This window comes from Methylomagnum ishizawai (assembly GCF_900155475.1).
Classification (GTDB): domain Bacteria; phylum Pseudomonadota; class Gammaproteobacteria; order Methylococcales; family Methylococcaceae; genus Methylomagnum; species Methylomagnum ishizawai_A.
On the sequence record NZ_FXAM01000005.1, the window covers coordinates 26,210 to 45,845 of the forward strand.

23 protein-coding genes and 1 pseudogene are annotated in these 19,636 nt (G+C 63.1%); 18 read left to right on the forward strand and 6 right to left on the reverse strand.

Going from position 1 to position 19,636, the window contains the following annotated elements; translation table 11 throughout:
- The first annotated feature begins 10 nt into the window (after positions 1-10).
- Positions 11-1,027 carry an IS4 family transposase gene (locus tag B9N93_RS23730; RefSeq protein ID WP_085213053.1) on the forward strand — a complete coding sequence of 339 codons (1,017 nt, stop codon included), beginning with the start codon at positions 11-13 and terminating at the stop codon, positions 1,025-1,027.
- Positions 1,028-1,298: 271 nt separating this feature from the next.
- On the opposite strand, the gene B9N93_RS23735 is transcribed toward B9N93_RS23730, so the two are convergent.
- The 3 genes from B9N93_RS23735 to B9N93_RS23750 form a co-directional block, all read right to left on the reverse strand.
- Positions 1,299-2,431, reverse strand: a protein-coding gene (locus B9N93_RS23735) for an IS3 family transposase (protein ID WP_439897121.1) whose coding sequence is annotated in 2 segments (ribosomal slippage) — positions 1,299-2,182 and positions 2,182-2,431 — 1,134 coding nt in all. Because the reading frame shifts where the segments join, the coding sequence is not laid out codon by codon here.
- A gap of 190 nt (positions 2,432-2,621) precedes the next feature.
- On the reverse strand, positions 2,622-3,467 hold the full coding sequence (locus tag B9N93_RS23745) for a ProQ/FINO family protein (RefSeq protein WP_085216845.1): 846 nt from the start codon (positions 3,465-3,467) through the stop codon (positions 2,622-2,624).
- Between the two features lie 51 nt (positions 3,468-3,518).
- Positions 3,519-3,767, reverse strand: a complete 249-nt coding sequence (locus B9N93_RS23750) for a WGR domain-containing protein (protein ID WP_085216846.1) — start codon at positions 3,765-3,767, stop codon at positions 3,519-3,521.
- A gap of 121 nt (positions 3,768-3,888) precedes the next feature.
- On the opposite strand from B9N93_RS23750, the gene B9N93_RS23755 reads away from it, so the two are divergent.
- Both B9N93_RS23755 and B9N93_RS23760 read left to right on the forward strand, forming a co-directional pair.
- Positions 3,889-4,698, forward strand: a complete 810-nt coding sequence (locus B9N93_RS23755; RefSeq protein ID WP_085216847.1) for a ParA family protein — start codon at positions 3,889-3,891, stop codon at positions 4,696-4,698.
- A gap of 4 nt (positions 4,699-4,702) precedes the next feature.
- The gene (locus tag B9N93_RS23760; RefSeq protein WP_085216848.1) at positions 4,703-5,611 is read left to right on the forward strand and encodes a ParB/RepB/Spo0J family partition protein; all 909 of its coding nucleotides are present in this window, start codon (positions 4,703-4,705) and stop codon (positions 5,609-5,611) included.
- A 63-nt stretch (positions 5,612-5,674) separates the two neighbouring features.
- Here the strand turns inward: B9N93_RS23760 and tnpB are convergent, their stop codons facing one another.
- A complete protein-coding gene (gene tnpB / locus B9N93_RS23765; RefSeq protein WP_439897122.1) occupies positions 5,675-5,956 on the reverse strand; it encodes an IS66 family insertion sequence element accessory protein TnpB in 282 nt (93 codons plus the stop codon).
- A pseudogene (locus tag B9N93_RS23770) lies at positions 5,952-6,326 on the reverse strand (IS6 family transposase); the annotation flags it as partial. The pseudogene B9N93_RS23770 and the gene tnpB, both read right to left, overlap by 5 nt.
- Positions 6,327-6,674: 348 nt before the next feature.
- On the opposite strand from B9N93_RS23770, the gene B9N93_RS23775 reads away from it, so the two are divergent.
- From B9N93_RS23775 to B9N93_RS26760, 12 genes are read left to right on the forward strand one after another with little or no spacing between them, the layout of a single operon-like run.
- Positions 6,675-8,585, forward strand: coding sequence for a methyl-accepting chemotaxis protein (locus B9N93_RS23775; protein ID WP_085216849.1), 1,911 nt, complete (start codon positions 6,675-6,677; stop codon positions 8,583-8,585).
- Between the two features lie 15 nt (positions 8,586-8,600).
- Positions 8,601-10,172, forward strand: coding sequence for a chemotaxis protein CheW (locus tag B9N93_RS23780; RefSeq protein WP_085216850.1), 1,572 nt, complete (start codon positions 8,601-8,603; stop codon positions 10,170-10,172).
- A 17-nt stretch (positions 10,173-10,189) separates the two neighbouring features.
- Complete coding sequence (gene cheB / locus B9N93_RS23785) at positions 10,190-11,254, forward strand: chemotaxis-specific protein-glutamate methyltransferase CheB (RefSeq protein WP_085216851.1); 1,065 nt, start codon at positions 10,190-10,192, stop codon at positions 11,252-11,254.
- 20 nt (positions 11,255-11,274) lie between these two features.
- Entirely contained in the window at positions 11,275-11,898 is a 624-nt protein-coding gene (locus B9N93_RS23790; RefSeq protein WP_085216852.1) for a HEAT repeat domain-containing protein, read from the forward strand.
- Positions 11,899-11,905: 7 nt separating this feature from the next.
- On the forward strand, positions 11,906-12,748 hold the full coding sequence (locus B9N93_RS23795; RefSeq protein WP_085216853.1) for a CheR family methyltransferase: 843 nt from the start codon (positions 11,906-11,908) through the stop codon (positions 12,746-12,748).
- A complete protein-coding gene (locus B9N93_RS23800; RefSeq protein ID WP_085216854.1) occupies positions 12,745-13,116 on the forward strand; it encodes a response regulator in 372 nt (123 codons plus the stop codon). Before B9N93_RS23795 ends, B9N93_RS23800 begins: the two co-directional genes overlap by 4 nt.
- Positions 13,113-13,604 (forward strand): response regulator, encoded by a 492-nt coding sequence (locus B9N93_RS23805; protein ID WP_254899533.1) that lies wholly within the window; start codon positions 13,113-13,115, stop codon positions 13,602-13,604. The genes B9N93_RS23800 and B9N93_RS23805 overlap by 4 nt, the downstream gene beginning before the upstream one ends.
- On the forward strand, positions 13,601-16,060 hold the full coding sequence (locus B9N93_RS23810) for a chemotaxis protein CheA (RefSeq protein ID WP_085216826.1): 2,460 nt from the start codon (positions 13,601-13,603) through the stop codon (positions 16,058-16,060). Before B9N93_RS23805 ends, B9N93_RS23810 begins: the two co-directional genes overlap by 4 nt.
- On the forward strand, positions 16,060-16,296 hold the full coding sequence (locus B9N93_RS23815) for a hypothetical protein (RefSeq protein ID WP_085216827.1): 237 nt from the start codon (positions 16,060-16,062) through the stop codon (positions 16,294-16,296). Before B9N93_RS23810 ends, B9N93_RS23815 begins: the two co-directional genes overlap by 1 nt.
- A gap of 15 nt (positions 16,297-16,311) precedes the next feature.
- Positions 16,312-16,686, forward strand: a complete 375-nt coding sequence (locus tag B9N93_RS23820; RefSeq protein ID WP_085216828.1) for a response regulator — start codon at positions 16,312-16,314, stop codon at positions 16,684-16,686.
- A gap of 10 nt (positions 16,687-16,696) precedes the next feature.
- Positions 16,697-17,059 (forward strand): hypothetical protein, encoded by a 363-nt coding sequence (locus B9N93_RS25105; protein ID WP_125469206.1) that lies wholly within the window; start codon positions 16,697-16,699, stop codon positions 17,057-17,059.
- Positions 17,031-17,720: a methyl-accepting chemotaxis protein gene (locus tag B9N93_RS26760; RefSeq protein ID WP_085216855.1), complete on the forward strand. Its 690-nt coding sequence runs from the start codon at positions 17,031-17,033 to the stop codon at positions 17,718-17,720. Before B9N93_RS25105 ends, B9N93_RS26760 begins: the two co-directional genes overlap by 29 nt.
- A gap of 35 nt (positions 17,721-17,755) precedes the next feature.
- Here B9N93_RS26760 and B9N93_RS26625 read toward each other — a convergent pair whose 3' ends face one another.
- Positions 17,756-17,887: a hypothetical protein gene (locus B9N93_RS26625; RefSeq protein WP_254899534.1), complete on the reverse strand. Its 132-nt coding sequence runs from the start codon at positions 17,885-17,887 to the stop codon at positions 17,756-17,758.
- Between the two features lie 455 nt (positions 17,888-18,342).
- Between B9N93_RS26625 and B9N93_RS26630 the strand changes: the two genes are divergently transcribed.
- From B9N93_RS26630 to B9N93_RS26110, 3 genes are all read left to right on the forward strand, one after another.
- Positions 18,343-18,795, forward strand: coding sequence for a hypothetical protein (locus B9N93_RS26630; protein WP_254899535.1), 453 nt, complete (start codon positions 18,343-18,345; stop codon positions 18,793-18,795).
- Between the two features lie 73 nt (positions 18,796-18,868).
- Complete coding sequence (locus B9N93_RS26635) at positions 18,869-19,219, forward strand: hypothetical protein (protein WP_254899536.1); 351 nt, start codon at positions 18,869-18,871, stop codon at positions 19,217-19,219.
- 199 nt (positions 19,220-19,418) lie between these two features.
- The coding region (locus B9N93_RS26110; protein ID WP_254899537.1) for a hypothetical protein at positions 19,419-19,636 on the forward strand (218 nt) is incomplete at its 3' end.

The following is a 19,636-nucleotide window of genomic DNA, read 5'->3' on the forward strand; positions in this document are numbered from 1 at the left end:
TTTACCTCCGATGGCTGACCCTCATCAAGACCTCAAGGCCGTCCTGTCCGAGCACCTGCCGTGGCACGGGGCCCGGATCGGCTTCCTCGCGCATTTCCTGCTGGCCCTGCTCAAGGTGCGCAGCGTCAACCTGGCGGAACTCGCCACCGGCTTCGGCGGTCCGGCCAAGGTGGAGTCCCACTACAAGCGGCTCCAGCGCTTCTTCCGCGCGTTCGAGTTGGACCAGGACGTCCTCGCCCGCCTGTTGGTGCGGCTGGTCCCGGTCGGCGACGGCCCCTGGCGGCTGACCCTGGACCGCACGAACTGGAAGTTCGGCCTGGCCGAGATCAACTTCCTGGTCCTGGGGATCGCCCACCGGGGGATGGCCGTGCCGGTGTTCTGGAGCGTCCTCGGCAAAGCGGGGAACTCCGACACCGCCGAGCGCATCGCGTTGATGGAGCGCTTCCTGAAGGTCTTCGGCACCGCCCGGATCGCCGCCCTGCTGGCCGACCGCGAGTTCATCGGCGAGGACTGGTTCCGCTGGCTGCAACAGAAGGGCATTCCCTTCCACCAGCGCCTCAAGCGCGACACCCGCGTTCCCAACAGTTGGAACCGGATGATGCGCTTGGACCAATTGTTCGGCTCGCTCCGGCCCGGCGAGACCCACCGCCTGGTCGGGCGCCGTCCGGTGTGGGGCTGCTTCGTCCACCTCTCCGCCCTGCGCCTCGACGACGGCGGCTTCCTGTTCATCGCCTCCTCCGGCACCCCACAGGCCGGGGCCATCGACGCCTACGCCGACCGCTGGCAAGTGGAAACCCTGTTCGGCGCTTTGAAATCCAGGGGCTTCAACTTGGAGGATACCCACCTCACCGACCCCAAGCGCCTCGCCAAGCTCATGGGCCTGCTTGCCCTGGCCTTCGCCTGGCCCTACCGCACCGGCGAACTGCTCCACGACGGCCCCAGCCCCGTCCGTCAAAAAAAACGCTGTCGCGCCCCCTCAAGTCCCTCTTCCGCCACGGACTCGACTTCCTTCGCAACACCGTCCTGAACCCAACCGAGAAGTCCGATGAGTTCGCCTGGGCATTGCGGGTTTTGTCCTGTACATAGGTGCCGCCTATATCGGGTGATATAAAGCTTTATGAGAATCCTCTCCGTCCGGGCTTCGGCATGGATAATACAAAGAAGATTAAAACAAAGAATAGAAGAATAGAGGCCGAAAAATGGATGTTTTTGTTTTTAAAAACAAGTGTTTGTAATTTAGAGGTGGCCCCGATTGTTTGAACAAGATTTAAGCCGGGATAAGTGGATACCCTGCTGGGTTAAGCGACCTTGGGAAGGGCCGGTCGGGGTTTAAAGTAGACCTCATCCGGGGTTTGGCTGTCCAGGCTCGAATGGGGCCGCCGGGTATTGTAGAAATCCAGGTACCGACCGATGGATTCGCGGGCTTCCCGGACCGAGTCGTAGGCTTTGAGGTAAACCTCCTCGTACTTCACCGTCCGCCAGAGGCGTTCGACGAAGACGTTGTCGCGCCAGGAACCCTTGCCGTCCATGCTGATGCGGATGTTCCGGCCCGTCAGCACCTCGATGAACTCCCCGCTGGTGAACTGGGAACCTTGGTCGGTGTGGACGATATCCGGCGGGCCGTAGCGGCGCAGCGCCTCCTCCAGGGCCTCGACGCAGAAGCCCGCGTCCATGGCGACCGATACCCGATGGGCCAGGGCCTTGCGGCTGGCCCAGTCGAGGACCACGCACAGGTAGACGAAGCCCCGTGCCATCGGGATGTAGGTGATGTCCAAGGCCCAGACCGCGTTGGGCCGGTCGATGGTCAGGCCGCGTAGCAGATAGGGATAGACCTTGTGGGCCGGATGCCTCTGGGTGGTTTTGGGACGCCGGTACAGGGCTTCGATGCCCATGCGGGCCATCAGCGTGGCCACATGGCGGCGTCCGACCCGGAAGCCTTCCCGGTTCAGGGTGTCGCGCAGCAGCCGGGCGCCCATGAACGGGTGTTCCAGGTGCAACGCGTCGATCCGCCGCATCAGCGCGAGGTCCGACTCCGGCACCGGCTTGGGCGCGTAGTAGGCGCCGCCCCGGCTGATGCCCAGCAATTCCGCCTGTCGGGTCAGGGAAACATCGTGGTCCCGGTCGATCATCGCTTTGCGCTCAGCTTTCCGGCCTTGCTGAGCGCGCCGGATAAAAAATCGATCTCCAGCGCCTGTTGGCCGATCTTGGCGTGCAGGGCTTTGAGGTCCACGGCGGGTTCGCTTTTGTCGTTCTCGCCACCGAACACGCTGGCGGCCCGTTCCAGAAGTTGGCTCCGCCACTCACCGATCTGGGTCGGATGGATATCGAATTCCTGCGCCAACTCGGCCAGGGTCTTTTCGCCCCGCAGGGCCGCCAGGACCACTTTGGCCTTGAAACTCGCTGAATGGTTGCGGCGTGGTCGTTTGCTCATCGTATGCTCCAGTCCATCGGCGTTGCCCACGCCGTCAGGGAGCAGTTTATCCACTTAGCCGACTGTTCAGATTTCCGAGACCACCTCTGGGCCACGACCTCCACATCCCCGGCCCGCCGCAGGGCGTGCAGCGCCCAGGCCGAATCCTTGCCGCTGCTCCACGCCAGCAGCGCGCGGGGGCGCGGCCCGCTCATCCGCCGGCCTTCGGCTTCAAGCCCAGCCTGGGACGCCCGTTGTCCCGGTCATTGGACGCAGGGGTGCCCCGGACCTGCGGGGCGGATGCCGGAACCGGGGCCGGTTCCGCCGCCTTCGCCCCCTTGTCGAACACCTGGATGCCCGCCGACTCCACCACCCCGTCCTTGAGGTTGCCGGAGATCGTCACCACCGGGCTGGCCGCCTCGCGGAACGCGGCCTGGGCCTTGCGGAACGACTTGGGGTTGAGCAGGGCGTCGTAGTATTTGCCGTCGGCCTCGATGGTGACGGACAGGGTCTTGATCCCCACGGTGTCGAGGTCCAGCGCGGCGCGGAAGGTCGCGGGGTCGAGGACCAGGGTGATCTTGGCCTGGGCGGCGGAAAAGCGGATTTTCGGCATGGGGTTTCCTTGGGCGTCGGTGGGGTGTTCCAGCCTCGCGGCCAGGAAGAGGCGCCGCTTCTCCTTCTTCGGGAGGCGGCTGCCGGGGTCGGCGAGCGTGGCGGCGGCTTCCTTCCGGTGGACTTCCGACACGAAGCCCGCCGGTTCGCCTTCGAGGCCCACCCGTGGCCTGCCCGCCGCCAGCGCCGCGAGGTATTCCGGGGTGGTGGTGTAGAGCCGGAGCGCGGCGGACAGGTGGGCCCGCGTGTAGCCCTCGGGCGGCTTGATCTTGTGGTGGATGTAGAGCGCCAGCGGCATGACCGCCTCCGGCCCGCTGGCGAACGCCTTGGGATAGAGCGCGCGCAGTTCGGCCAGCAACCGTTCCTCCCGCTTGGGTTTGGGTGGCTTGGTCGGCTTGCCGGTGTCCGCCGTACCGGGGCCGGGTGTTTCCATGTCCTGTGTCATCTTCGGTGTCGTCTCCTGTTTGGATCGCGCCAGGCCGGGCGCGGCGCGGCATTATCCCACCGCCCGGTAGCCGCGCCGCCCGCGCTGGCGTTCGACCCCGGCCAGTTTGGCCCGGGCCTCCTCGTAGCTCCCGCAGGGTATCCGCCGGACCCGCCCCAGCGGCGAACCCCGGCGACCCCACACGCGGGTCAGCACCCAGCCGCCCCACAGGTCTTGCCCGATATGGGCCTCGTAGTAGCGGGTTCCCTTTTCCCAGCGGATGATGTGTAGCGGTCCTTCCCCCGCATTGCTATTAGGCATGGCTTGATGCGGAAGCGGTAAGCGAATAGAAATTAGCGGTATCCGGGACGTGTAGCAAGTTGCTACATGGCATGAGTAATGCCGTGTTATCTTACACGTATTCAATCAATGACATACACGAATGGCACCCAGGAAATCAACCAAGACCATCGCGGTCACCAACCATAAGGGAGGCTGCGGCAAGACCACGACGGTCGTCAACCTCGCCGCGGAGTTCGCACGGCTCGGCTTGTCGGTGCTGGTCGTGGACCTCGACCCGCAAGCCAACGCAAGCCTCCATATCGGCAAGAAGCATCCGAGCGAGATACCCGTCACCTGCGCCGAATTGCTGCTCGCGGAAGCGGAAAAACTGCCCCTCGCCATCCACGAGGAAACGAATATCGAGGGGGTTTCCCTCATCTACGGATCGCTCGCCCTGGGCAAGACGGAAGACGATTTGCGGGACCAGACGCCGCGTCCGTCCGAGGAACTGCGAAGCAAGCTAACGCCGCTCGAAGGCTTGTACGATGTCGTCCTGTTGGATTGCCCGCCCAGCCTCAAGCTACTCACCAGCAACGCCCTCGCCGCCGCCACCCACCTCATCATCCCCATCGAATCGGGTTCCCAATATGGGATGTACGGCGTCACCGACCTCATGCGCCATGTCGCCAAGATTCGGAGGATCAATCCGGGTTTGGACCTCCTGGGCGCTTTGCTCATCAAGCACGACGAACGGCAAACGGTATGCAAACTGATCGAAAACACGGCGCGGGAGCAAATCGGCAAGTTGCTCCCGGTGAGGATTTCCACCAGCACGAAGATCAATCAAGCGGCCATCGCGCAAATGAGCCTCCATGCCCTGGACCGGAGCGCGAAAGTGGCGCGGGAATTCCGGCAACTCGCGGCAACCCTGGCCAAGAACCTTGACCTGACCCAGAACGGCGTGGAGTAGCGCGATGGCAAAGAACATCAAGGACATGCTGGCCCAGAAACTGGCCGAAAATAGCAAACGCCACTCCGATGCCAGCCAGGAGCCTTTCTTCGAGGCCGGGCGGCAGCACGTCAAACTCCCGGTGGATGGGATCGACGCCAACCCCTACCAGCCACGGCGGGCCTTCCCGCAAGATGAACTCGAAGCGCTGGCGTCTTCCATTTCCGAGGCCGGATTGCTGCAACCCGTCAGCGTCAGGGCCGTAGGCGACCGCTACCAACTCATCGCCGGTGAAAGGCGCTGGCGTGCCCATAAGCTACTCGGGCGCGCCACCATAGAAGCGCTAATCATCCCGGTGGAAGAGGCCGACATGGCGATCCTGGCCCTGGCCGAGAACATCGACCGGGAGAACCTGAGCGACTACGAAATCGGCAAGGCGTTGCGGCAAGTCGAGAACCTTTTCCCGACCAAGAAGAAGCTTGCCGAAGCCTTGGGCATGAACCGGGAGGACATGTACCGCTACTTCGCCTTCGAGGCTTTGCCGGAAAGCGTACTCTCGCGGCTGGACTCGAACCCACGCCTTCTATCCCGCTCCGCCGCCACGGACATCAAGCGCGTTCTACAGCAACCGGAAGCACCGGAGCTAGCCTTGACCCTCCTGGCCGAGGCCTGGGAAAAGCTGGAAACCCGTGAGATCGAGCAAACCAAGATCGCGGTGTACATCGCCAAAGGCCTGCGGACCCAAACCCACCAGCAGGGAACAAGCCACGACCGGACGGAAACCCGGCAATTCACCTCCAAAGGCAAGGTCGTGGGTTCCTATTCGGCGGATAAAAAAATCCTGGCCTTCAAACTCGACGCCAACACGTTGAGCGAAACCCAGCGGGAAAGGCTGATTCAATTCATCGAGGGCTTGATGGAGGAAGGCGTGTAGCAAGTTGCTACATGGGTTTCAATCCACTCCCGGAGGTTAATCCGGGAGATATTTCCTTGCGGGTCAGCGCGACCATGGCGCACATGTTTCGTAAGCGTCCAGCGCTACCCCCGCCACCAACCATTCCCACTGCGCCGGCGTCAGCGCGAACCCGCCCCGGTGCAGCCGCCGCTGGCACAGCCACACCCCGTTCCCGTCCCACACCAGCAGCTTCAGCCGTGTGCCCGCCTTGTTCCGGGAGATGAACCCCCGCCGGAACACGGCGACCGGCCCAGCCGGTGCTGGACATGGGCCGTCAGCCCGTCGATGCCACGCCTCATGTCCGCCGGCTCGACCACCAGCCATGTTGCCGCACCGCCTTCTTGAAGAACCGCAAGGCGGCTTTCTTGTCGCGATGCAGTCAGCAAAAAGTCGATGGTTTGACCATCGCGATCCACAGCCCGGTAGAGATACTTCCGCTCGCCCTTGACCTGGATATAGGTTTCGTCCATCCGCCGCTTTTGCCCACCGGGCGCTTCTTGTTTTTCCGGAACGCGGCTTCCAGTTGGGGCGTGAACTTCCGGACCCAGCGGTAGATATTCGAGTGATCCACCACCACGCCGCGTTCCGCCATCATCTCCTCCAGGTTCCGGTAGCTGAGCGGATAGGCCAGGCACCAACGGGCGCAAATCAGGATGATGGCTTTCTCGAAGCGGTGGCCTTTGAGATCGATCATGCGGGGAACCAGGAGCGGTGTTCTTACTGAACGGTTACCTTACCGAAGCCGGGATGCTCCACGCTAATGCAACAAAACCATATGTTTTCATACGAAACTGCGAAGCAGGATGAAAAGACGTTTCTCAGCTTGACGAGTTTGACGAGCTTGACGGTCCAAGAGTTTTCCGAACTGTGTTCCATGGGACTCGCGAATTTATCGTTTTTGTCGTTTTTATTGATTTCTTTACTATCCTTGGGTCGGAGATCGAAGCAAATTCAAGTTACGAGCGTGCCAAAATTCGCCCGGGGGGCTAACGCATGGTTCGCTCCGCATCCATTTCGAGAACGGTAGCATAGGAGATTCAACATGGGCCTAGTCAAAAAACCCATCACCGGAACAACCGCCACCGAAGGCCGCTCATCGGCGGCTTCGGCCAGGGATGCGGAAGCCCAGCGCAAACGGGCGCGCACCCTAGCCAAACAGCAGCAGGCCGCCGAGCGCATCGCCGCCGCCACGGCGCAATTATCATCGGGTATCAACGAAGCAGCTTCCGCCGCCGAAGAATTGAAGCGCGCCTCCGACCAGATCGCGACCGGGGCGGAAGAGGCGTCCGGCGCGGCGCAAGAATCCCTCGCGGCCTTCAAGCAGGTCGAAATCGCCATCCAGCGCCAAATGCAGAACGCGGATATCAGCCAGGCCAAAATAGAGGCCACCCAAACCCTGGTGGCCAAGACCAGCGGCGATATCGCCACCTTGGTGACCAACGTCGGCATCGCCGCGCAGCGCCAGGCGTCCTCGGTGGAGATGGTGGGCGAACTGGAAAAACAGGCGGCCAATATCGGCGACATCATCAAGGCCGTGGTCCGCATCGCCGACCAAACCAATCTCCTGGCCTTGAACGCCGCCATCGAGGCCGCCCGCGCCGGCAAGCACGGCAAGGGCTTCGCCGTGGTGGCCGACGAAGTGCGGACGCTGGCCGAAACCTCGGAGAAAAGCGCCAAGCAAATCCAGGATTTGGTGGGGCAGATCCAGCAGGAAGTGAAAACCATCGCCGAAGGCATCACCACCGCCGCCAAGACCGTCGAAGGCGAAGTGGAAAACGGCAAGAACATCACCGTGCAATTGGAGCGGATCCGCGCCGACGCCATCGAAATCGTCGGCGGGGTGCGCGAAATCGCCACCGGTGCCCAGCAGTCCGGCGTCGCCGCCCAGCAGGCGCTCAAGGGGTCGGAGAACATCGCTTCGGCCGCCGAGGAGCAATCCGCCGCCGCCGAGGAATCGGCGAAAACCGTGGAAGAGCAAGCCCAGGCCCTGGCCCAATGCGAACAGACCGCCAAGACCCTGTCGGATCTGACGGAAGACCTCAAGAATTCCACGGATATCGCCAAGAGCGCCGAGGAAGTGGCTTCTGCGGCCGAGGAACTCTCCTCCGCCGTTTCGGAAATCAACCGTTCGGGCACCCAGATCATGGCGGCCCTGGAACAAATCCGCAAAGGCGCCGAAATCCAGTCCTCGGCCAGCGAGGAATCCGCCGCCGCCATCACCCAGATCGAGAAGGGCCTGGAGATCGCCTTGGCCCGAGCCACCACCAGTGGCGAAAAGGTCGGGGCCATCAAAAGCTTGTTGGCGGCGAACAAGTCCTCGGTGGACGCCTTGATCGAGGGGGTTTCCTCGTCGGCGGTGGCGTCCAAGACCAGTATCAAGCAGATCAAGGATCTGGAACTGGTTTCGCGGCGCATCGACAAGATCGTCGACGCGATCACCACGGTGTCCATCCAGACCAACATGCTGGCGGTCAATGGCTCCATCGAAGCCGCGCGGGCCGGCGAGTTCGGCAAGGGTTTCGTGGTGGTGGCCACCGACATCCGCAACCTGGCCCACGATTCCGCCGAGAACGCCGATCGCATCAAGGATTTAGTCAAGGCGGTACAGGACCAGATCGGCGTGGTGGGACGCGACCTGGAAGAAATCCTCGCCGCCGCCATGGGCGAAGTGGAAAAGGCCAAGAACTCGACGGCCAATCTGGTCCTGATCGAAACCGACATCGCCGCGGTGGAAACCGGCGCCAACGAAATCCTGGCCGCCGCCAACGAGATCGCCGCCGCCATCGCCCAGGTGAAAAAGGGGGTGGAGCAAATCTCCGCCGCCGCCCAGGAAGCGGACAAGGCCGTCACCGAAGCCGCCGCCGCCGCCAAGCAGCAATCGCAAGGCGCCGAGGAGTTGGCCGCCGCCATCGAGGAAATCGCCTCCCTCGCGGACGAACTGCAAAGCGCTTGATCGGAGGACCTCAGCATGACCACAGAACTTCTGGAAGAACGGGGGAATTCCCCGCCGCCGGTGGACGATGCGGTCGGGGCGGAAGCCTCCGACACCCGCCAGTTCGTGACCTTCATCGCGGGCGGCGAGGTCTTCGCCGTCGATATGGCCCCCGTGCAGGAAATCATCCGCGTGCCGGGCGTGGTGCGTGTGCCCTTGGCACCGCATACCCTGGACGGCTTGGCGAACCTGCGCGGCAAGGTGCTGCCCATCATTTCCCTGCGCCGGATCTTCGGCTTCTCCGAAGTCGAATACGACGAGGCCACCCGCGCCGTGGTGATCGACATCGGCCAGCCCTTGGGCTTCGTGGTCGACCGGGTCGCCAGCGTGGTCGGCGTGGACGCGGGCAAGATCGAGGATGTGGAGAGCATCCAAGGCACCGTGAAGACCGAGTTGCTTTCCGGCCTCATCAAGGATGTCGGCGGGCACGCCATGATCATGGTGCTGGATTTCGCCAAGCTGATCGCCCAGGAATTCGCCGATATCGCCGCGCTCGCCAAACGACGGGCCGGCCTGGGCGCGGGTCCGGGCCTGTCCGGCGAACCGCGCGACGAGGAGGAGGAAACCAGCGACGAACTGCAATTGGTGAGCTTCGAGGTCGCGGGCCAGGAATACGCGATGGACATCAAGGATGTGCAGGAGATCGTGCAAGTGCCGGAGCTGATCGTCCATGTGCCGCGCTCCGAATCGCATGTGCTGGGCGTGATGACCTTGCGCAACCGCCTGCTGCCCCTGGTCAGCCTGCGCCGCATGTTCGACCTGCCCATCCGGGATGCCGACGAACGTAGTCGCATCGTCGTGGTGGCCTTGGGCAGCGCCTCGGTGGGCGTGGTGACGGACACCGTGAACGAAGTCCTGCGCGTGCCCAGGAACGAGGTGGACGCCATCCCGCCCTTGCTGGCCCGCGAGGGGAATTTGGCCGACATCACCGATATCTGTCGATTACAGGGCGGCAAGCGCCTGGTGTCGATCATTTCCGCGGGCAATTTATTCGGCCACGCGGCCATCAAGGAGGCTTTGAACACCGTGGATACCTTGCAAGACGACGATGAACAGCGGGTCGCGACCCTGGATGACGACGCGGTCGACGACGACGAGCAGGTCGTGGTGTTCCACTTGGGCAAGGAAGAGTTCGGGGTCCCCATCGAGAGCGTGCAGGAAATCGTGCGCGTCCCCGAGGAATTGACCCATGTGCCCAAGGCGCCGCCCTTCGTCGAGGGCGTCATCAACCTGCGGGGCGCGGTGCTGCCGGTGATCGACCTGCGTCGGCGGCTCGGCCTACCGGTCCTGGAACGCACCGACCGCCAGCGCGTCATGGTGTTCCTGATCCATGGGGCGCGCACCGGCTTCATCGTCGACGTGGTGACGGAGGTGCTCAAGATCCACAAGAGCGCCATCGAACCCGCGCCGCGGCTATCCGGCGAGCAGGCCAACCTGCTGGCCCGCATGGCCAATCTGGAAAAGCAAAAGCGCATGGTGCAATTGATCGAACCGGCCCATCTGGTGGAAGGACGCGAACTCGCCGACCTGGCCGGAATGGCGGCCTGACCGGGTGGGGAGGTGCCGTGATCAAGCTGCTCATTGTCGACGACTCGGCGCTGATGCGCCGCCAGTTGACCCAATTATTCCTGGATGAAAACGATTTCGAGATCCGCCAGGCGCGCAACGGGATCGAGGCCGTGGCGGAAAACCGCGAATTCGAACCGGATGTGGTGACGCTGGACATCAACATGCCCGAGATGGACGGCATCACCGCGCTTTCGCTGATCATGGCCGAACGCCCGGTGCCGGTGGTGATGGTGTCCTCGCTCACCGAGCAAGGCGCGCTGGCGACCTTCGAGGCGCTCAACCTGGGCGCGGTGGACTATGTCGCCAAACCGGGCGGGACGATTTCGCTCAGCATCGACACCATCAAGGACGACCTGATCGGCAAAGTGCGTACCGCCGCCCGCGCCAAGATCAAGGGCAAGGGTGCCAAGGGCTTGGCGCAACGGCTGCGGGAGGAGCGGGAAAAAGTCGCCGCCCGCCCGGTGGCCGTGCGGCGCGGCGTGGCGGGCGAAGGCCTGGTGGTGATCGGCGTCTCCACCGGCGGGCCGCGCACGCTGGAGGACATCCTGCCGCAACTGCCGGCGGATTTCCCCTGGCCGGTGCTGGTGGCCCAGCACATGCCACCCTCGTTCACGCGGCCTTTCGCCGACCGCATGAACGGCTTGTGCGTCCTCAACGTGGTCGAAGCCGCCCAGCCCATGGCCCTGGAACCCGGCACCATCTATATCGGCAAGGGCGGCGCGGACATGGTGCTGGGTCGGCGCAACGGGAAACTGACGGTGTTGGCCAAGCCGGAAAACAAGGAATTCCTCTGGCACCCGTCGGTGGAACTCCTGGGCCGGTCGGTCCTGGAACATTGCGATCCGGCGCGGGTGGTGGCGGTCATGCTGACCGGCATGGGCTACGACGGGGCCGACGCCTTCACCGAGATCAAGAAGCGCGGCGGGCGCACCATCGCCGAATCGGAAGAAACCGCCGTCGTGTTCGGCATGCCGGCCGAACTCATCAAGCGCGGTGGCGCATCGGTGGTGATTCCCAATGAAAAGGTCGCCGCCCAACTGAATACCTGGGCGTCGCGATAACAATAAAAAAGGGGGGAACGATGGCTTTAATCAGGCAAGTGGCCCACGAGCGCATCGACGAGGATCAGCGCAAGCAAGGACGGGACTGCGCCAGTCTCGCGGCGGCTCTGACGGATGCCAATCCCACCGCCCGCCGCTGGGCGGCGCGGGATTTGGCGGCCTGCCCGGACGCCGCCGCCGCCCTGGTGGCCTGCTTGCGGCGGGAACAAGACGCCTCGGTCCGGGAGGTGATCCTCACCACCTTGACCGGCTTCGGCAATGCAACGGCGGTGGCGGGCCTGCTCGATTGCCTCAGGAGCGAGGACGCGGCGCTACGCAACGAAGCCATCGACGCCCTCAAGCAGTTGCCCGAACAACTCGGCCCCATCATGCGGCGGCTGTTGGCCGACCCCGACCCGGACGTGCGCATTTTGACCGTGAACATCCTGGAATCCCTGCGCCATCCCGAGGTGGAAGCCTGGCTGATCGAAGTCATCGACCAAGACCCCCACCTGAACGTCTGCGGCACGGCGGTGGATTTGCTCGGCGAGGCGGGATCGGCGGCGGCGCGGGAGCCGCTATTGCGCCTCAAGGCGCGCTTCCCCGACGAACCCTACATCCAATTCGCCGCCGATTTGGCCCTGAAACGCCTCGCGGAGGAATAACCCGATCATGGGCACAATCGCCATCAGTGACGGGGATTTCCAGAAATTCCGGGAATTCTTCTACCGGAAAACCGGCATCCACTTCGAATCCTCGAAGCGTTACTTCGTGGACAAGCGGTTGCTGGAACGGATCGAGGACACCGGCAGCGCCAGTTTCCGCGAATATTTCGTCATGCTGCGCTTCCAGTCCTCGGGCGAGGAATTGCAAGCGCTCACCAACCTGATGACGGTCAACGAAACCTATTTCTTCCGCGAGGAATACCAGTTCCAATGCCTGGCGCAGTCCATCCTGCCGGAAATCACCGCCAGCCAGCGCCCCGGCAAACCCATCCGCATCTGGGTGGTCCCTTCGTCCTCCGGCGAGGAACCCTATTCCATCGCCATTTATCTGCTCGAATATTGGGCGGGCATCAATGATTGGGATGTCGAGATCATCTCCTCCGATATCGATACCCGGATCCTCGGCCTGGCCCGCGCCGGGCTTTATTCCCCCCGTTCGGTGCTGCAACTGCCGGAGCCGCTGCTCAAAAAATATTTCACCCCTACGGGCGATCACTACCAGATTTCCGACGATCTGCGGCAGGCGGTCGAATTCACCCGGGTGAATCTCAACGAACCGGGGGATACCCGGCCCTACCGCGATTTCGATGTGGTCTTCTGCCGCAACCTCTTGATCTATTTCGACGAACTATCGCGCAAGGCCGCCGCCGAAACCCTTTACGACGCGCTTAACCCGGGCGGTTTCCTATGCCTCGGCCACTCGGAATCCATGAGCCGCGCTTCCGGGCTGTTCAAGGTGCGCAAATTCCCCGAGGCCGTCGTTTACCAAAGGCCTTCGGAGGCGAGATGAAACGCATCCTGATTGTCGACGACGCCGCCACGGTACGCATGTACCACCGCACCCTACTCGAAGCCGGGGGCTACATGGTGGAGGAAGCGGTCAACGGCGTCGAAGCGCTGGAAAAATCCCTCAGTGAACCCTTCGACCTCTATCTGGTGGATATCAACATGCCCAAGCTGGATGGCTACGGTTTCCTGCGCGAATTGCGCGGCCAGGACCTGCCCCAGACACCGGCCATCATGATTTCCACCGAAGCGGCCGGGCACGACCGGAAACGGGCGCTGGCCGCCGGTGCCAACCACTATCTCATCAAGCCCGTGAAGCCGGAACAATTCCTCGTGCCCGTGCGCCTGCTGCTGGGGGAGGAAAGCCCATGAACCCCTTGCTCGGACAATTCCTGACCGGGGTCCGTGGCTTCCTGCAAGGGATAGGCGGGAAACTGACACCACCGCCCCCCCAGGTCTTGGTCCCGGCCGAGACCGCGCCCAGCGCGATGAAACGCGTATTGATCGTCGACGATGCCGCCACAGTGCGCCTATACCACCGCGATATACTCGAAGCCGGGGGCTACGCCGTGGAAGAAGCCGTCAACGGCGTCGAGGCCCTGGAGAAATCCCTGCGGACGCCGTTCGACCTCTATCTGGTGGATGTCAACCCGCCCCGGCAGGATGGTTGCGGCTTCCTGCGGGCACTGCGCGGCCAGGACCTACCCCAGGCACCGGCCATCATGGTTTCCACCGGGGCGGCCGCCCATGACCGGAAGCTGGCCCAAGCCATCGGCGCCAATCACTATCTCGTCAAACCGGTGCAGCCGGAGCAACTCCTGATACCCGCACGCCTGCTGTTAGGAGAGGAAAACCCATGACCCCCTTGCTCGAGCAATTCCTTTCCGAAGCCCGTGAATTCCTGCAAGGCATCGGCGAAAAACTGATGAGGCTGGAGGACGACCCCGCCGACGCCGACCTGATGAACGAGCTTTTCCGTTTGGTGCATACCCTCAAGGGCAACAGCGGGCTGTTCGAACTCCCCGAAATGACCCGCGTTCTCCATGCGGGCGAAGACCTGATGGATGCCGTGCGCCAAGGCCGCGTCGCCTATTCGCGGACGCTGGCCGACCGTTTGCTGGACGCCATGGACTTTGTCGGCATATTGTGCGACGAGATCGAAGCCGGGAAAAACACCGGCCCGTCCCACGCCAGCGATTCGGCGCGCTTGGCGGAATCCCTGCATAAACTGATCGTAGACCCCCAAGCCGCCGGTAGCGCTCGCGATCCCGCCATCCCGGCCGCTACGGACGACTCGCCGGGACTTCCGGCGGCGGTCGTAACCACCACCGGCGCCAGCCTACCCCTCGCGGAAATACCGGAAGCCGCGCGCCTAGAAGCCTACCGTCGCGCGATGGATGGGGACGCCTTGCATTGGCTGGTCTATGACCCGGCGGAAGAATGTTTCTATCAAGGCGACGATCCCTTTTTCCGCGCCCGCCAAACGCCCGGACTGCTATGGGGCGAGGTCGCCGCCCGCGAGCCGTGGCCCGCCTTGGCCGAACTGGACGCTTACCGTTGCGTGCTGGAATTCCGCATATTGGCCGCCGCCCCCCTGGCCGCATTGGAAGAACACTATCGCTACGTGCCGGACCAAATCCAGATCCGCCCTTTAAGCGCGGAATGCTTGGGCGTGGAGGACGGCAAGGTGGCCGAAGACGCCGTGGGTTCCCGCCAAACCGGGCTATCCCCCGGCATAACGGCCCACGGGCTTCCACCGCAAATGGCCCAAGTGCTGACGGACTTGATCGCGACCCAGCGCGAGATACTCGCCCTGCCCATCGAGGCGGCATGGCACCTGGGGCGGATCAAGGCCACCGCCGCCGCGCTGTCCGGTTGCCTCCGGGCCATCGGTGCCATGGATGAGCTTCCAGCCTTGGAAGCGGCGACCGCCAAGGCCTTGGGTCAATCCACGGGGATGCCGTTGCTGGTCTGGCTGGATGGCAGATTCCCCCCGCCGACCGGGGCCGAAGCGGCCGCGGAGACGCTTCCCACGCCCCCCACCGAGGCCGCGCCGGAGCCGGTTCCCACCGTCCGGGCACCCGCGCCGGAAGCCGAGGCCGAAATCAAATTCGGCCGCCGCGCCGAGGACAACCCCGCGACGATGAAGAGCCTCCGGGTGGACCAGGTGAAGATCGACCGCCTGATGAACCTGATCGGCGAGATGGTGGTGGCCAAGAACGCCCTGCCCTATCTGGCGGGCCGCGCCGAGTCGGTGTTCAGATCGCGGGAACTGGCGCGGGAGATCAAGGCCCAGCACGCGGTGATCAACCGCATCGCCGAGGAAATGCAGGACGCCATCATGCAGGTGCGCATGATGCCCGTTTCGTTCGTGTTCCAGCGCTTTCCGCGCCTGGTGCGGGATATTTCGCGCAAGCTCGGCAAGGAAGTGAACCTGGTGCTGGAGGGCGAATCCACCGAGGCCGACAAGAACATCGTCGAAGCCCTGGGCGACCCATTGGTGCACATCGTCAGGAACAGCCTGGACCATGGATTCGAGATGCCCGAGGTGCGCCGGGCCATCGGCAAGCCGCCGGTCGGCACCCTGATCCTCCGGGCCAGCCAGGAATCCGACCGGGTCGTGATCGAGGTCGTGGACGACGGTCAAGGCATCGACCCGGCGGTGGTCAAGCGCAAGGCCTACGAGCAGGGCGTCATCGACGAAGCCACCCTGGAACGCATCGGCGACCAGGAGGCCGTCAACTTGATCTTCGCTGCCGGTTTCTCCACGGCGGCGGCGGTGTCCGACCTCTCGGGCCGGGGGGTGGGCATGGACGCGGTGCGGACCGCCGTGCAAAAGGTGAACGGCTCCCTCCATTTGGACAGCGAGAAAGGCAAGGGCACCCGCATCCGCATCGCCTTGCCGCTCTCCATGGCGGTGACCAACGTCATGATCGTCGAATCCGATAGCCAGGTCTTCGGCATCTCCATGGACAGCGTGGTGGAAACGGTGCGGGTGCCGCGCCGGGATATCCGCATGATCAAATCCAGCCAGGCCGCCGTATTGCGGGGACGGATCGTGCCCATAAAATCCCTCAACGCCCTGCTCGGCCTGGCCACGCCTCCCAAGCTCAGCGGCGATGACGAACTGGCCGTGCTGGTGGTGCGCTTGGGCGGCGAGCCCATCGGGCTGGTAGTGGACGATTTCCGCGGGACCGTCGACATCATCCTAAAACCCATGGCGGGCGTCTTGGCGGGGCTCTCCGCCTACACGGGCTCGGCCCTCATGGGCGACGGGACGGTGCTGATGGTGCTCGACGTCAAGGAGATTCTGTGATGGCCATCGAATTCACGCAAGACCTGGCCACGTTCCACGGGGTGATCGGCGTCGAGGACGCGGAAACCCTATTGGAATGGTTGCAAAACAGGCCCAGGGCGAAGGTGGACCTCTCGGCGTGTACCCACCTGCACCCGGCCAATCTGCAAGTGCTGATGGCGGCGAAAACCGCCGTGGGCGCCTGGCCGACCGACCCAGGCCTCGCCGCTTGGCTGAAGCCCGCATTGGAAATTTGAATCAGGAGCATCGCTATGGCACTCACCATCCTTATCGTCGACGATTCCGCCACCATGGTCATGAGCGTCAGGACCACCTTGGAAATGAACGGTTTCAAGGTGGAAACCGCCAACGACGGGGTACAGGCGCTAGCCAAGCTCAAGGCCGGGATGAAGCCCGACCTGATGATTACCGACATCAACATGCCCCATATGGGCGGGCTCGAACTCATCCAAAACGTCCGGGCGTTGCCGGGTTTCCGCTTCATGCCGATCCTGACGCTCACCACCGAAAGCCAAGCCGCCAAGCGCGACGAGGCCAAGAAACTGGGCGCCACCGGCTGGCTGGTGAAGCCCGTGTCCGGGACCGACCTGGTCAAGGTCATCAAGCAAGTCCTGCCGGGGGCTTGAGGGAGGCACGATGAAATTAGCGGATAAGCCTTCCGCCGGACCCAAACGGTTCCAGAATTGCGAAAACCGCCCGAAAGTTCCGGCGGCATCGCCAGATTTTCCCCAGTCCGGCTTTGGTAGTCGGTTGATGGGCGCGATTCTGGTGGCTGCAACGGTCAACGGCTTGATTGCCTGGTTCGCCTCGCCGTGGCTGCATGACAACCTGATTCATTCGTGGGGCCTGTCCGAAGGCAGGGAGATCGCTATCGGCACGCTGCTTTGCATGTTCACTTTCATCCCTTTATCGGCGATGAGCGCATGGCCGTTCGTTCGAGAGGAACTCGCCATGCTAAAGGGAAAAAATCATGTACGACAAAGGGTTGATCATCGATAAAAACGCTAGACAGCAATCCATTCAAAACGAATTAGTCCATGTCACCGCCTATATCAATATCCTGCGTGAGCAACTGGATGGCGCGATCAAGCAAACCGAAAGCGGCGTCATGGCGGTGATCGAGCGGATCAGCCAGGTGCATGGGCTCTCCCACGCCCAGATGGACCGCATCGGCAATTCCCTGCAAAACGGCATGGCCCTGGTGGATGTCATTGGGCAGCAGACCCACTATAACCACCAAGTGATCGGCGTCCTGGTCGGGCATATGGAAGGGCAGATCGCGGAATTGCGGAATAACCTGGATCGCCTTCATCGCCTCGCCGACGAAGTGGGCGCGTTATCCCCGCTGGTAGGCGTTATTTCCCAAATCGCCAGCCAGATCAACCTGCTGGCGCTCAATGCCGCTATCGAGGCCGCCCGGGCCGGCGACGCGGGCAGGGGGTTTGCCGTGGTCGCGGACGAGGTCAGGAAGCTTTCGGCCCAAACCGCCAATGCGGTGACGGACATTTCGCGCATGATCAGCGCCGCGACCCATGGCGCGGACACGGAATACACCGTCGCCAGGGAAGCTTTGGAAAGCCATCAATCCGCGTCCGAGCTAAGCCACGTCATCGATGAGCTGAGCGCCATGGAGCACCGCTTCGCCGAGGCAGCAAAATGATGATGGCGGTCGATCCATGGCGTCGACAAGGGCAATCAGGAGGTGGTCGAGAGACTTTCCGAAGCCTGGGCCATATCCAATTCCAGGATGTAGTGCGCCAGCGTATCGAGCATGTGCAATCCGCCCTGCACGAACTGGACGAGCATTTCCAGGGCTTGGTTGGGCATCCTGGGCGATCCCGACTGGGACGGACAGGTGACTCCCAGTTTGCGGACGCGCTTGGACGGCTATCTCGACCGCTATGTCATGACCAGAGCCAGCGCGATGCCCATTCCGCCGTGACGGGGGCCAAACGGGAAGAGGACGATGGCCCGAGGATCGAGCTTTTCTAGGGCGTGTCCTCAATATAGCGGTGGAAGCCAGGTAAGGCGCATTATCTTTATCAAAAGTTAAGATAAAGCCTTGTTAAAACGATTACCACCCTATCCAAACGGTGAAGCCAAGGCCCCGCACCACCCATAGACACCACCACTTTCGATTAACCGGGGACACCAAAGCGACGGGACAGCGCCAAGGCTCCATAGCCGGAATCTTCAATGCGAATTACGAGCTAACCGAGGAGTGATGAGCCGATCTGGGGTAGTCTCGCCGGGGATGTCCCCGACCCATTGGTTCCCCAAACATGGATTGGCAAACCCGGCTTATCACCCTCTACCTGTCTGTCTGCGAGCACTTCGCGCAAGGCCTTTGGATTCACGCCCAGCGCTTTGCTCCCCACGCCGACCTGGGCTTCACCGACGAGGAGGTCGTCACGATCTACCTGGCGGGCATCCTGGATAAGAAGCGGGAAATCCAGACGATCCACGGCCACGCCCGCGACTACTGGGCGGATTGGTTCCCGCGCCTGCCTTGCTACGGTGCCTATGTGCGGCGCCTGAACCGCTTGGCGGAAGTGTTCCCCGCGCTGCTGGAACGGTTGTGCCCCGAAGGCCCGTCCCCGACCCGCGTCGGCCTCGTCGATTCCCAGCCGGTGATCCTGGCCCAGCAGAGCCGACGGTTCAAGGCCAAGGTCGCCCGGCAGGAGTTGGCGAACAGCGGCTACTGCCCCACCAAAAGCTTTACTACCACGGGCTGAAAATCCATGTCGTCGGCGATTACCGGCCGGCACCCTGCCGCTGCCGCGCTATATCGGGGTCACGCCCGCCGGGATGAACGACGCCCCGGCCCTGGAAACCATCGCGCCCGTGCTTGCCTACCGGGAGTTGTACTCCGACAAGGCCTACGAATATCTCACCCGGAACCCCAACCTTCCATTCACGGTCCTGACCCCGGTCAAGAAGGAAAAGGGTCAGGAGCGCCTGGACTCCGCCGACCGCCTCTATTCCACCGCCGTTTCCCGCGTCCGCCAGCCCGTCGAGTCGCTCTTCAACTGGATACAGGAAAAAACCGGCATCGAATGCGCCAGCAAGGTGCGCTCGTTCCGGGGATTGCTCGTCCACGTCTTCGCCCGCCTTGCCGCCGCCATGTTCCTGTTGAGTTCATGCCTTCAAAGCGCGTAATTCGCATTTCAGATGATCGAAACCCATCCGGTCCGCCGTCAATGGTGAATATTCACCTTGACACCCCCTATTTTCCGGTTACGCCTTCCCCGACCCCCCAATGCTGGAACCCGGGTCGTCCCGGCCTTCCAGCCGCCGAGTTGGAACCCTGGCGACTTCCGGCATTCAAAGCGGATACCCCCGCGGAAGATTGCCGATCATGAAACCCACCCCCGGATGGGCGTTCCCCGCCATCGTGGCGACCCTGGCCTATCTCGGATTGGCCGTCCTCGGCTGGGGTGGCTTCGCCGCCTTCTTTTCCCATCCCACCCGGACCCCCTCGCGGCGACCACCTGGCGCTGTCCGGCGCGGCGCTGTTTTCCGGCGGGAACCTGAGCCCCGGCGAGCGCGAGGACCGCGCCAACCGCTGGATTTTCA